The 13674-nt window shown below is 70.2% G+C and carries 8 protein-coding genes and 1 tRNA gene; 3 read left to right on the top strand and 6 right to left on the bottom strand.

Going from position 1 to position 13674, the window contains the following annotated elements:
- Window positions 1–888 precede the first annotated feature (888 nt).
- Both OG207_RS25085 and OG207_RS25080 read right to left on the bottom strand, forming a co-directional pair.
- On the bottom strand, window positions 889–2376 hold the full coding sequence (locus OG207_RS25085; protein ID WP_329101039.1) for a vanadium-dependent haloperoxidase: 1488 nt from the start codon (window positions 2374–2376) through the stop codon (window positions 889–891).
- Between the two features lie 410 nt (window positions 2377–2786).
- Window positions 2787–4280, bottom strand: coding sequence for an FAD-binding oxidoreductase (locus tag OG207_RS25080; RefSeq protein ID WP_329101037.1), 1494 nt, complete (start codon window positions 4278–4280; stop codon window positions 2787–2789).
- Window positions 4281–5030: 750 nt separating this feature from the next.
- On the opposite strand from OG207_RS25080, the gene OG207_RS25075 reads away from it, so the two are divergent.
- The 3 genes from OG207_RS25075 (at window position 5031) to OG207_RS25065 (ending at window position 7044) form a co-directional block, all read left to right on the top strand.
- Entirely contained in the window at window positions 5031–5207 is a 177-nt protein-coding gene (locus OG207_RS25075; RefSeq protein ID WP_329101035.1) for a hypothetical protein, read from the top strand.
- 690 nt (window positions 5208–5897) lie between these two features.
- Window positions 5898–5970: transfer RNA gene (locus OG207_RS25070), tRNA-Arg, on the top strand.
- A 231-nt stretch (window positions 5971–6201) separates the two neighbouring features.
- Window positions 6202–7044 carry a nitroreductase/quinone reductase family protein gene (locus OG207_RS25065; RefSeq protein WP_329101032.1) on the top strand — a complete coding sequence of 281 codons (843 nt, stop codon included), beginning with the start codon at window positions 6202–6204 and terminating at the stop codon, window positions 7042–7044.
- Here OG207_RS25065 and OG207_RS25060 read toward each other — a convergent pair.
- From OG207_RS25060 to OG207_RS25045, 4 genes are all read right to left on the bottom strand, one after another.
- Entirely contained in the window at window positions 6947–8293 is a 1347-nt protein-coding gene (locus OG207_RS25060) for an ATP-binding protein (protein ID WP_329101030.1), read from the bottom strand. The genes OG207_RS25065 and OG207_RS25060 overlap by 98 nt on opposite strands.
- Window positions 8294–8651: 358 nt before the next feature.
- On the bottom strand, window positions 8652–8855 hold the full coding sequence (locus OG207_RS25055; protein ID WP_202506911.1) for a hypothetical protein: 204 nt from the start codon (window positions 8853–8855) through the stop codon (window positions 8652–8654).
- A gap of 112 nt (window positions 8856–8967) precedes the next feature.
- Window positions 8968–10923 carry an MFS transporter gene (locus OG207_RS25050; protein WP_402695924.1) on the bottom strand — a complete coding sequence of 652 codons (1956 nt, stop codon included), beginning with the start codon at window positions 10921–10923 and terminating at the stop codon, window positions 8968–8970.
- A gap of 104 nt (window positions 10924–11027) precedes the next feature.
- Complete coding sequence (locus OG207_RS25045) at window positions 11028–13373, bottom strand: hypothetical protein (RefSeq protein WP_329101028.1); 2346 nt, start codon at window positions 13371–13373, stop codon at window positions 11028–11030.
- Between the last annotated feature and the right edge of the window lie 301 nt (window positions 13374–13674).

Below are 13674 nucleotides of genomic sequence, written 5' to 3'. Positions count from 1 at the left end.
TCGACGAGCGGAGCAGCCGCGTCTACCTGAGAGGGGTCGACCGACGCCCGTACGAAGCCACGGTGCGGTCTGACGGCCGGCCGTCCGAGGAGACAGCGGCGTTGCAGGCGCGCGCCAACCCGATCGAGCGGCAACGATCAAGGTGGAACTCCCAGGTCACGACCGTGCCCTCGCCCCAGAGCCGCGCCTGCGGCAATCCGTGCGACCACTCCCAGCACGATCCGCTAGGCTGTCAGCGGTCAGTCGGCTACCAGGCGTGTGCCAGGGAAAGTGTTTGCGAGGGGCAGCTCCACCCGGGCGGGCGCACGTCATCTGACCTGCACGCTTGTCGAAGCGGCTCGGGTGATCCCTCTGGGGTTTCCGGCAACGTTTCCGACAAGCCCCCGCCTTCGTGGGGCTTGACGGAAACCCTAAAAGCCCAGGTCAGAGGCTTACCGCGGAAGCTGCCGAAAACGCTCCGCTCCCCTTCTCGGAACGCTCGGCCCATCGCTGCAGCTCAGAGGCCTATCGACGACATCGTCGACACCCAGCTCACCGGATGGCCGAGACGGCCCTGTCAGCCCGTCTCGGTCATCCGCCATTCAGGGCACCAGGGGCAGGGCGCGCCGAGGCTCCGCGGCGGCCCGCCGGCCGCCGCCGTCGACCTGGTCGGGGCCATCGGCCGCAGCATGCTGGCCCAGCTCCTGCCGGAAGGCGGGTCCGCACCAAAGACCGCATCGTCAAACGAGCGATCTCCAAGTACAACGCACCTGGACCCGCCATCGACCGGACCACCTACAAGGCCACCATCAACATGTTCACAACCGACCCTTGACTCACCCAGCCCCGCCTCGACTGAACGGCGTTGGTACTAGCAGCCTCTCCGTCGGCGCGGGCCAGGGCGTCGGTTCACTGCTGATGCGGACGGCCCGATCGCGTCGGCTGGAGCGCGTTGGCGAACACGTAGTCGCCAACGTTGGTGCCGATCTCCCTCCCGTCCTCGGCGTCCCAGCGGAAGTGCACGCCCAGCCACATTCGACTGAACTCGCCCTCCTCGGCAACCTGGCTGAAGCTGTTCATCCGGCGGAACCGCTCGAGGGTGTGCGGGTCCTCGGACTGCGCGGTGAACGAGGCTTCGTCACGGCCGAAGAAGTTCTGCATCGCGACTGCCCACGCACCGGTGAAGTTGGCGTGCCCGGAGGTCCAGGCGATGAAGCACGGGGTCCACGGCGTTCCCGCCCGGTCCGCGCTGAGGGGCTGCCAGTTCGCGTTCTCTCCGCCCAGCGCCTGGATCGCGGACACCGGACGCCATTCGTTGATTGGGCCGTCGAACTTGCTGTCCCAGGCCGCGATCCCGGCGTCCGCCAGGGTCAGCGCCGACAGTGCGAACAAGCGGGTCGTCTCGTACGTGTCGAGCTCGAACTTCTTGGCGACCGTCCCGGTCAGCTGGAGCAGCTGCCCCGGGGGGTGGTAGGTGCCGTTCAGGTCGTGGTCCCAGAACCAGCCGATGACGGTCTGTTCGCGGGTGCGCTCGGTGGAGTCGACGGCACCCACGCGTCGCACCTCGTCGACCTGGCGCGCGTACTCCGGGCTGTTCACCAGCTCGTCGTAGGAAGTGAAGCCGCGCAGGCTGGGAGGCCGGAACTGCGAACCGGAGCGGAGCACGAACGGCTTCACCTTGCCCCAGTTCGGGGTCACCGCGTCGCCAGGTTCCTGGCAGGCCCCTTCGTCAGCCGTCGCCTCTTCGCCCGTCGGCCGCCAGGCTCCGGGTGTGGTGGTGTCGCCGTCGTAGAGCTCCGGGTTGTGCGAACCGTCGTCCGCCCGGGCCTTGTTGATCTGCCTCACCACGCGGTCGACCACGAGGCGGTCGAGGGGGTCGGGGGCGCGGGGGGAGCGGCCGGTCCGGACCTCGTATCGGGCGTCGATGAAGGCCCGGTCGCCCGGGTACAGCTCGGAGAGCATACGGTACGCCGTGCGGTCGATCAGCCGCTCTTCTTCGTCCGCGCGCGGCTCCGACGAGTCGGTGGCGTACTTGAGCGGCCGGTTGAGGTACGGCTCGTACTTCATCGTTCCGTACGTGTTCTGGTAGGCGCTCTCGGCGTTGTAGATCGCCGCGAAGACCATGGCTCCGGATCGGGAGAGTTTGCCGGGCGAGGCGTCCCAACCCCGCGCATTGCGGAACGTCTGAAGCAGGACCTTGTTCCAGTACTGCGTCGGATCGCCCTTGCTCTCCGGCCCGGCGGCGGCCTGCGGCGCAGCGGCCGCCACCGGACTCAGCCCGGCAAGCAGGGCACCGGCCACGACGACGGCCCGGAGCCGTCCCAGGCGCCTGCCGGCGCGGGACTTCGAGCGCGGGAGCGCGGACTTCGCGGCCGACTGACGGCCATGTTCGGGCATGGAGGGCACGGCGTTCCTTTCGACGTCGCTGATCAACGGTGAAAGAGTAATGTCGGAAATACAGAGATTTAGGTGAACCGCGCCGATATGGCGATGCTCTTGCATTCATCGGCATGTACACGGAAATGCTCATCCGATCGCGGTTGCGACTGGTGGGCAGTGCACCAACTGGCAACGAACTGGCGCAACTTCCCAAGCGCATGCCGCTGCCGCCGTTGGAAGACTGTGCCGCTCGCTCAGGCCCTCGGCCCCTCCCCGCTGCGGACCAGCCGCACGCCTTGGCCAACAAATCAGGCAACGGGGCCCGCCCGTCCAAGCCGTGCGGGACCCGTTCACCACCCGGCGGAGGCCGTCGACGCGGCTGCGCCCCCTCACCGGTCGGGGGAGGGGGCGCAGGCCCTGCTCGTTCATCAGGACGCGGGCGGAATGCTCTGCTCGTACTTGAAGACGTTGTGCGGGTCGTACTCCGCCTTGATCGTGCGCAGTCGGTCGAAGTTGGATCCCCAGTAGGCGGTCTCCCAGTCCTGCATGCCCACGTTCGGCACGTTGACGTAGGCGCCGTCCACGTAGGGACGCAGGGCCAGGCTGAATTCGGCGATCCAGGCCTGGGCCTGCGGGGTGAGCGGGTCGCAGACACCCGGCTCTTCGGAGCGGGTGCCCCAGCCGGCACCGGGCTCGGAGTAGAAGAGCGCGTCGCGGTGCGGGAACGCAGTGCCGCCACGGGGGCTCTTCCTGACCGCCCCGCCGAACGCCTGCGTGAAGAAGTTGCTGTCGTCCGTGGGTGCGTCCTGCATGAACGAGACGATCACATCGATCGCCTTGCTCGGGAAGGGCTTTCTGGTGAACTGGGAGTAGAACTTCCAGTTCGCGGGTTCGTCCGCGGTCGGGATCTGGAAGCCGGCGTACACGTCACCCCAGTTCCCCACCTGCACCGCCACTTGCGGGCTGTCGATCGACAGGAGCGGCTCCAGCAGCTTCTTCGCCTCCGCGGGTGTTCCTTCCGCGAGGACCCCAAACAGGAGAATCTGGTTCCGATGGATTTCGAGTTGGGTGCCGAGGCGGTCGTCGATGTACGGCGCAGTGCGCTGATAGGTGTCGAAGATCCTGCGCAGGTCGCCGATTCCGTTCCAAGTGGCCTGTACGTACGTGACGCTCTTCAGCGGGGCCACTTTGTAGGTGAGTGAGGTGACGATCCCGAAGTTGCCGTTGCCGGCTCCGCGCAGCGCCCAGAGCAGGTCCTGGTTGTGGTGCAGGTCGACCTTGACCACCTTGGCGCACTCGTCGCCGTCCGCAACCACGATCTCAGCACCGATCAGGCTGTCGCAGGCCATGCCGAGCCAGCGGGTGAGGAAGCCGAAACCGCCGCCGAGTGTCGCCCCGGACAGGCCCACGGTGCCTTCGGTCCCCGTCGTCACCGCGAAATTCTGCTCCGCGAGCGTGGTCACCGCTTCCAGCTGGCTGAGTCCGGCGCCGACCGTCGCGATACGGGCGGAGCTGTCGATGTGGACCGACTTCAGCTCGCTGATGTCGATCACGAGACCGTTGTCGACGTTCGACCAGCCCTCAAGGCTGTGGCGGCCGCTCCGGACCCGTACCGCGACGTCGTTCTGCCGGGACCACGTCAGGGCGTTGACCACGTCCTGGGCGTTCTGGGCGAAGACGATGACCAGCGGGTAGTGGGAGAAGAGCTGGTCCCATCCGAGGCGGGCTTCCGTGTACCCGGCGTTGTCGGGGCGGACGATGCGGCCGGTCAGCTTCGCCGGCGGGCACTTCGTGTGCTTGGGGGGCTCGCTCACGGCGCTCGCACCGTGGGCCTCCGCCGTCGTGACGCCTTGCGCGACGACCGCGCCGGCACCGGCGACCGCGGTCGCCTTGAGTAGTTTGCGACGGGAAAAGTCATTCATAATCCGTCTTTTTCCTCTCGGCCGCCGGTAGGCGCGAATAATTCCCTTACGGGCGATTTCGGTGATGTGGACAGTAGCAAGGACGTCTGCTGTGGGCTGCGTCGACACACTCGCGATATCGGCTGTAGGGGCTGACGCCGTAGCTCCGCAGCGCGAACCCGATGTGCTTGGCTGGTGATACGGCAGCAATACCGGGCCGTGGATGGGCTGCAGTTTCTCCGGAACCCCCGGGGGTGGACCCACGCGTAGGTGATTTGAGTATCAGCTACTCATTCTTGATATTCCGTGAAGGGCATAGCGTTTCGGCCGAATGCAGGATGAACTGCCCTCGACCGCGCGGCGGCCGTCGTCGGTTACAACTGGCAGGGCGATCCCCGTTACACGGACGGAGGCCCCGCCGATGCCTGAGGACATTTTCGGCGCACGCTGCCCGAGCGATCGCGCCCGAAGCGCAAGCATCAGCTCGCGGACCGTGACCAGCGCACCCCCGTCGCGGGGTCCCCGGTGACATCGCCAAGTCCGGAGCCGCCCCGAACGCCGACAGCTGATCGCCGGTGATGCCACCGCCCCCAAGGCCTCCTCCAAACCTCGCAGGGAGATGCCCGCTGATCCGGTCACCGGAGAGATCCGCAACCACCGTGTAGACCCCGCAGCCCGCACGTACAACGAGAACGGCGAGAAGGCGAAGAAGAAGGTCGCGGTACGAAGTGGTTCTTCGCCTCAGGCCGTGACGACGGATTCTGGACTCGCGTGATCCTCTCCTTCTCGCACGTCGCCAGTGGTGAGTACGAGGACGAAGCGGCGTTCGCGGTACAGGAGTTCACCGCCCTCAAGAGCGCCCTTCCGCACTTTATGGGCATCGTCTACGTCGGGGCCTTCCGGGCGTCCACCGGGATGCCCTCGCGCGCCTCGGCCTCCTCGCCGTAAACAAGCAGCCCGGGGCGCTCACCCCGGCCTTCTACGAGGAGATCAAGACCTGCCGGAGCGGCCACGAGCTGTGGTGCAACGACGGCCGCATCGCCGAAAGCATCCGCCTCGACGACGCTCCGAGTCGGTCCACAGCCAGTTCGACCTCAGCCTCTGGAACCGCCGCATGATCGCCTACGGCGTCGAACGCCAGAAGCTGTTCGTCCTCGGCTTCGCCCTCTCCCAGAACGTCACCAGCCACCGGCTCCACCTCAGCAAGGCCGCATAGACCGAGATCCACAGACCCCCGCAGACACCGCGACGGCCGTGCCCACAGAGGGCACGGCCGTCCTTCGCGGCCCGGACTCACGGACGACCAGAGCCACCCCGGACGCGAAACGGACATCCAGAAGCACCTCGACACCAACGCCCCCACCTCCCCGACAGGGGCGCCCTGCACCCGACGGCACCGAAACGCGCAGGTCACAGGCCCCGAGATGGACGTGGCCGAGGCGCACAGCAATCGAGGCGACCTCGGCCAGCCTGATCCGCTAGGCTGTCAGCGGTCAGTCGGCTACCAGGCGTGTGCCCGGGAAAGTGTCCGCGAGGATGCTGCCCGATCCGCGTACGCACGCAAGCTGACCAGGACGTTTGTCCGTCCGAGTCGGGCGGCCCCAGCGGGGTTTCCGACAAGGTTCGCGACAAGCCCCCGCCTTCGTAGCTCAGGGGATAGAGCACGGCTCTCCTAAAGCCGGTGTCGCAGGTTCGAATCCTGCCGAGGGCACGGACGAGGCCCCGCGGTCGATATCGATCGCGGGGCCTCTTCGCGTTGTGGTTACATGGCGCACGTGTCGCGTGACGCCGCCTACTGAGATGTGGGCCGGGCGGTGGTTGGGCAGGCACCTGTTCTTGAAGGACCGGGCCCATGGGCATGTACGCCACCGGCTACGGGTGATCTCCCTCGGTTGTTTCGCTGCCGTCGCACGCACGCACACCGTGAGGAAGTCAACACTCCGTGTCATCGTTCAATCACGCCGTCATCGAAGAGTTCAGGGCGAACGCCGGCCAGGTCGGCGGGCCCTTCGAAGGTTCCGAGCTGATCCTGCTCACCACCACCGGCGCCAGGTCCGGCAAGCCGCACACCGTTCCGCTCGGGTTCACCCGCGAGGACGGCGGCGGGGAGCTGTTCGTCGTCGCGTCCGCCGCCGGGGCCGACCGGCATCCCGCCTGGTACCACAATCTGCTCGCGCGGCCCCTCGTGGAGGTCGAGACCGGGACGCAGACGTACGAGGCCGTCGCCGTTCCCGCCCAAGGAGCTCGGCGGGACGAGCTGTTCGCGCGGATCGTCCGCGCGGAGCCCGGGTACGGGGAGTACCAGGCGCGCACCCGGCGGGTGATCCCCGTCGTCGTGCTCCAGCGCACCCACGAGGTCCCGGCCCGGGAGGGCGGTATCGCCGGGAAGCTGCTCGAGGTGCACGGCTGGCTGCGGGCGCAGCTGGCCCTCGTACGGGACCTCGCGCGCGAGGAGCCGCAGGGCGCCGGGGCGGCCTCGCTCGGGCTGCAACTGCGCCAGCACTGCCTCGCGTTCTGCCATTCGCTGGAGTTCCACCACCGGAGCGAGGACGCCGGGCTCTTCCCGTACCTGGAGCAACAGCATCCGCACATGCGGGAGTTCTTCCTCCGGGTGGGCTCCGAACACCGCGCCATCGCAGGGCTCCAGGAGGAGTTGGTACGCGCCCTGGACGCGCCCAGCGTCGGATTCAGCGAGCGGGTGGAACGGATGAGCCGGGAGTTGGAAGCCCATCTCGACGGCGAGGAAGCGCAGTTGCTCCCGGTCCTGCGGGCCCTGGAAGCGTGACGCGGGCCTCGGCTCCGCCCGCCTCCCGGTTGCGGAAGGTGAGGGTGGCGCCGAGGACCCGGGCCTGACCGTCCGCAATGGTCAGGCCCAGCCCGTGGCCCTTGTTCGTGCCCTCCGTACGGAACCGCTGCGGGCCGGTGGTCAGCACGTACTCCGGATAGCCGGGGCCTGAGTCCGTGACGGTCAGGGTCCGGCCGTCGACCGTGAGCGTGACCGGGGCCGCGCCGTGGCGGTGCGCGTTGGCCACGAGGTTGCCCAGGATCCGCTCCAGGCGCCGCCGGTCCGTGTCCACCCGCAGCGAGCCGCGCGAGCCGCGCACCTCCAGAGCCGTCTCGGTGCCCGAGGCGCGGATGGCGCGCGCCGCCAGATCGGCCAGGTCGTGCGAATCCAGCTCCAGGCGTTCGCTGCGCGTCTCCAGCCGGGAGATCTCCAGGAGATCCTCGGTCAGCGAGCGCATCGCCCGCACCCGGTCCCGTACGAGCTCGGCCGGACGGCCCGGCGGCAGGAGCTCGGCGGCTGCGTTCAGGCCGGTCAGCGGGGTGCGGAGCTCATGGGCGACGTCCGCCGTGAACCGCTGTTCCGCTTCGAGCTTGCCCTGGAGCGAGGAGGCCATGGTGTCCAGGGCCCGGGAGACCGCCGCCACCTCGTCCTTGCTGCGCGTGCTGTCGTCGACGCGCGCGTCGAGGTCACCGGCGCTGATCCGGCGGGCCACCTGCGCGGTCAGGTGCAGCCGTCGGGTGATCCTGGTGACGACGAACGCGCCGATGAGGAGGGTGCCCCCGATGGCGAGCCCGGAGGAGCCGAGGATGGCCCGGTCCAGTTCGACGATGGTCCGCTCGCTCGCGCGGAAGTCCACGGAGACGGCTATCGCGCTGCCGTGGGCGGCGGGCCCGGCCGCCCACATCACGGGCCGGCCCCGGTGCCTGCCGACGGCCGTGCCGCGCTTGCCGCCGGCCGCCAGGGCGCGCAGCTCCGGGGGTAGGCCGGCCGGGTCGATGCCCTCGCCGCGCGGCATGCGCCCGCCGGTCTCGTAGGCCTCGATGGTCCGTTCCAGCCGGGTCAGCGCCTTCTCGCGGGCCGTGCCCACGGTCTGGCGGGTCATGGCGCCGTGCACGAGGCAGCCCAGCAGCGCCGCGAGTCCGCAGCACATGAGGGTGATGAAGACCGTGGCCTTCCAGGTCAGGGTCGAGGTCCAGGCGGGCAGTCGCGGGCGCGGCCGCAACCGCTCGTCGCGCTGCGTGTCGTTCATGGTCACGTCACGGTAATGCGCGAGCCCCGGAGGGTGAGCGGCGGTATCCGGCCGGATCGCACCGGCTCCGGCCGGATCACGACGGATCGCAGCCGATCGAGGCGGATCGAGGCGGGGCGCGACGGGTCGAGGCGGGTCGCCGCGGGTCGCCGCGGGTCGCCGCGGGTCGCCGCGGGTCGCCGCGGGTCGCCGCGGGTCGCCGCGGGTCGCCGCGGGTCGCCGCGGGTCGCCGCGGGTCGCCGCGGGTCGCCGCGGGTCGCCGCGGGTCGCCGGGCGGACCACTACCCCGGACCACCGCGCCGGACCGGGGGCGCACGAAGCCCTTCCGACCCGGGCCGGAAGGGCCGTGCCATCACGGTCAGCTCAGACCACTGCTGCGTTCGCCGATACGGTCGCCCTGCGGAGTGCCGGCCCGCTTGAGCGCGGCCTTCGTGTGCAGTCCGCCCTTGACCTTGCTCCGTACCGGACCGCTGAAGCCGTGTCCCGGAGCGCGCGGCGGTTGCGCCTGCTCCTGCGCCTTCGCGATGGCCGCCCGGACATCCCGCTTCTGCTCTTTGTTCATCCCGTCGTCAACTCCTTCGGGAAGCACCCAATCGGACTACTGGGATCGTATGCACATATACGGACCAACGCACCCGGACCGATGTGCAAAGAATTCCGATCAAGAGCCTGGATCAGGGACGCGGCGGAGCCGGACGCGTCGGCTGGCCCAGCGTCTGGTGCACCAGGTCCTCCGGGCAGGGCGTCCCCCGCGGCAGCTGGTACTTCGCCGCCACCCGGTACTCCCCCGGCGCCGGTGCCAGCAGCTCCGTCCACACGTCCCCGGTGTCGTCCGGAGCGGCCTTGAAGAGGCATCCGGCCGTGTTCGCGTACTGCTTGCGCAGCGCGCCGCCCTCCCCGCTCCCGCCCCGCGCCTTCGAGGCGGAGGTCTCCTGCGGCGGCGGTACGGGCTTGCCCGTCGCGTCCACCAGCCCCAGCCACGGCGAGTGCGGGATCCGCACCAGCACCCGGCCGGGCTGCTTCACGTCGACGACCAACTGGTCGGCGCTCGCCCGCACCACGGTCGCCGGCCCGGCGACCAGGTCGGTGGGCTCCTGGACCTTGAAGAGCAGCCAGTTCGCGTCGCCCCACACCTGCTGGAGGTAGGGGAGCCCCCCGCGCACCAGCTTCGCCTCGTCCACCCCGCCCGAGTCGGGTTTGTCGGCGGGCAGCACCACGTAGTGCACGGCCCAGCGCTCGAGCCAGGCCCGGTAGCTGTCCGCGGTGAGGGTGTCGTCGTAGAAGAGCGGGTTGCGCTCCAGGTCCGCCTGCCGGTTCCAGCCACGCGCGAGGTTCACGTACAAGGGGAAGGCGGAGGACTCGCGGTGGCTGCTGGCCGGCACCACCTCGACCCGGCCGCGGTCGGCGTGCGCCTTCTGCAGCTGGTCGACGAGGGGGGCCAGCTCCCGGCTCCAGGCGGCCAGCGGGGTGGTGCGGACGATGTCGGTGACGCTGTTGGTGGTGATCCAGGCGTTCAGCCCGACGAAGGCCAGCAGCACCGCGTACCAGCGCCGCGAGCGCGGGAACTCGTAGGGGAGGGCCGCGAGCAGCGCGGCCCCGCCGAACAGCATCACCAGGCGGGTGACGTTCGAGCCGACCTGGGAGTCGATCGCCCAGGTGAGGAAGACGCCGAGGGCGTAGACGGCCGAGGCGATCCGGACGGTCTTCCACCGCCTCGGTACGAGGAAGAGGATCAGCAGCCCGAACACGAACGGTAGCCCGGCCGAGCCGATCTTCATCGGCTGCGTCCCGGAGAACGGGAACAGCCACGCCGACAGCCCCACCACGGCCACCGGGGCCAGTCCCAGCGCGTACGCGCCCGGGCGCCGCCCGCTCAGGAACAGCGCGGCCGCGATCACCCCGAGGAAGAGACCGGCGACGGGGCTGGCGGCGGTCGCGAGCCCGGCCAGCGGGGCCGTCACCGCGGCCTTGGCCCAGCGCCGCTCCGCCCACTTTCGGGGCCAGCAGAAGACGGCGGCGACGGCGCCGAGCGCGAACATCACGCCGAGGCCGAAGGTGACGCGGCCCGAGAGGGCGTTGCAGAGCAGGCCGTAGACCCCGGCCAGGGCGGGCCACAGGGGCTCGCGCACGGCCCCGCGGCAGCGGGTCAGGATCAGCGCGAGCAACCCGGCCGAGACGGTACCGGCGATCATCATCGTGGTCCGGACACCGAGCATGTGCATGAGGTACGGCGAGACCACGCTGTACGAAACGGGGTGCATGCCGCCGTACCAGGCGAGGTTGTACGCCGAGTCGGGATGGCGACCCACGAACTCGGCCCAGGCGTCCTGCGCGGCCAGGTCGCCGCCGCTGTTGGCGAAGCTGAAGAACCAAACGACGTGCAGCAGCCCGGCGAGGACGGTGGCGACGACCACCGGGTGGCGCCGGGCGCCGTCGAGAGCGGCGGCGAGCGGGCCGCGGGGCGGCCGGGTGCCTCCGGGCGCGGAAGGTGGCGCGCAGGCGACGGTCGTGGCGGACCCGGCAGTCGTGGCGGACGTGGCAGTCGTGGCGGACGCGGACACCCCGGAAGCAGCGCCGTCGGCCGACGGGATGGCCTCCTGGTGCCAACCCTGCTGCTCAGTGGTGGTCACTGCCGCACTCCCCAACCCATGAGTACACGAACTTCCCGGGGGCCTAGACGCGGCCCGGCGCCCCGGGGTTGCCCGGGGCGCCGGATCTACGCTCTCACCGGATGTCAGCCGACGCGCGTCAGCTTGCTGCCGATGCTCGGCGCCGCGAGGTCGCTCTTCAGCGCCACCGGCACCTTCACCTGGCTCGCGCCCTCGCCGACGGTCAGCACGCCGACCTCGGTACCGGCCGCCGCGGTCTGCGGCAGCTTGCCCCCGCCGTTCGCGAGCTTGAGGTCCACGGTCAGCGAGGCCCAGCCGACCGCCTGCACGTCGGCGGTGGCCACGACCGGCGTCCGGCCGCCGAGCCCGTCGTCGACGTACCCGACGACCTGGCCCTTCTTCACGACGGTCGCGCCGTCGAGTGCCTTCTGGGTGGCGACCATCAGCTCCTTGCTCGCGGCGAGCACGGTGTCGATGATCGACGGCTTGTGCTGGCCGAGGACGGCTCCGACGATCAGCTGGTTGGTGTTGCCGACCTTCTTCTGGGCGGCGAAGAGGAGGTTTCCGCCGGCCTTGGTCGTCGTACCGGTCTTGATGCCGAGCGCGCCGGCCGGTCCGGTGAGGCCGTTCCAGTTCCGCCAGCTCTTGTTGTACGGGTCGACCCAGTTGGGCTTCTTGGTGATGTCGAGCAGCGTCTCGATCTCGACGAGCTTCAGGCCCAGCTTCACCTGGTCCTCGGCGGTGCTGACCGTGGTCGCGTCCAGACCCGAGGGGTCCGTGTACGTCGTGTTGGTCATGCCGAGTTCCTTCGCGGTGTCGTTCATCTTCTTGACGAACGCCTCCTGCGACCCGGAGTCCCAGCGCGCGAGCAGCCGGGCGATGTTGTTGGCCGACGGGATCATCAGGGCGGCGATCGCGTCGTACTCCGAGATCTTGTCGCCCTCCTTGACCGTGTCGAGGGTGGACTCGTTGTCGGTCGAGTTGTTCTTCTTGCCCTCGGTCTCGGCCGTCTTGTCGATCTCGATCATCTCGCCCTGCTCACCCTTCTTGATGGGGTGGTCGCGCAGGATGATGTACGCCGTCATCGACTTAGTGACGCTCGCGATCGGTACGGGCTTCTGTTCGCCGGACTGGCCGAGCGTGCCGAGACCGGCGGCCGCCATGTACGCCTGCCCCTCGGTGGGCCACGGCAGCTGGGGCTTGCCGCCCTCGAAGGTGTACGAGGACTTGCCGGTCATGACGAGCTTCGGCTCGGGCAGCGGGCGGACCAGCTGCACGACGGCCAGGATGACCACCAGGAGCGCCACGAGCGGCGCGTAGATCTTGACCCGCCGGATGGCGGTGCGCATCGGGCTCGGCGGCGGGGGCGGGTTGTTCGTGAGGTCCGCGAGCATGTCGAGCGGCGGCTTGGGCGGCAGCGGCTGCTGCGTGGTCCGCTCGGAGTGGTCGAGCCGCGCGACGGCGGGCGGCACCGGAACCTTCGGCCGCGGTTCGGCCGCGGGCGCGATGCCCTCCGGACGCAGCGGCACGAAGGTGCTGCCCTTGGGCGGCTCGACCGCGGCCTCGGCCCCGGCGGGCTTGGCCCCGGCGGGCTTGGCCCCGGCAGCGTTGGCGGCCGGGGGATTGGCCACGGCGGCGGGCTTGGCGGCCGGAGGCTTGGCCGCGGCAGGCTCGGCCTCCGCGGGCTTGGCGGCGGGCTCGGCCGCGGTCGGCTTGGCCAGGGCCGGCCTCGCGGCAGCGGGCTTGGCGGGGTCCGACTTCGGGGCAGCCGCCGCCTCGGCCGCGTCCACCTTCGGAACGCGGAAGACGGCGGTGCGCTCGCTGTCCGCCGGCTCCTCGCCCTTCGGCCGCTCAGCCGCGGGCTTCGGCCCAGCAGCCGGGGCCGGAGCAGAAGCGGAGGCGGGCTTCACGGCGCGGAACACCGCGGTGCGCTCGCTGTCCGCCGGCTCCTCGCCCTTCGGCCGCTCAGCCGCGGGCTTCGACGGCTCGGCGGCAGGAGTCGAAACGGAATCGGTCTTGAAGGCGCGGAACACGGCAGTGCGCTCACTGTCCGCGGGCCCGTCGGCCTTCGCCTGCTCAGCCGCGGGCTTCGGCTTGACGGGCTGGAAGGCGCGGAAGACGGCAGTGCGCTCGTTATCCGCGGGCTCCTCGCCCTTGGGCTTCTCGGCCGGCGCGGGGGCGACGGAAGGACCGGAACCGGAATCTGAGTCCGACGTCTCGGTACGGGCTTCAGGCGTGCCGGAATCGACGGCGTCGGGCTCGTCCGAGTCCGCCTCTCCGTCCGCCGAAGCGGAAGCCTCGGCAGCATCGCCATCGTCATCGCCATCGTCGGCGGAGGCGACCCACGCCGCCACCGCGTCCCGCAGCGGGTCACGCCCGCCACCGGACTCAGCACCGACACCGGCACCGGCCCGCGGCGCATCGGGCCCGTCGGCTCGTGCCTCGGAATCCGCACCGGCGTCGGCATCCACATCGGCACCGGCACCGGCCTGCGGTGCATCGGGCCCGTCGGCGTCCGATCCGGATTCGGCATCATCGACATCGACATCGACATCGGCACCGGTCTCGCCGGAACGAGTGGACCCGCCGTTCTCGGGATCGCGCGGCCGGAGCACGGACAACCTCGGATCACGCTCCGCGGACGACTCCGCCGCCCCCGGCGCTCCTTCATCTACCGACTTGTCGGGGGACTCGCCCGCCACCGTTCCTCCTCCATCGCCGCCACGTCCGGCTGTCCGAATGTCTAACAGTGTCCCGTCTCGGGAGCATCGC

Origin of the sequence: Streptomyces sp. NBC_01439 (genome assembly GCF_036227605.1) — a bacterium.
In the GTDB taxonomy this organism is placed as follows: Bacteria; Actinomycetota; Actinomycetes; order Streptomycetales; family Streptomycetaceae; genus Streptomyces.
Note: the sequence above shows the minus strand (reverse complement) of the source record. Positions and strands in the feature narration are given on the sequence as shown.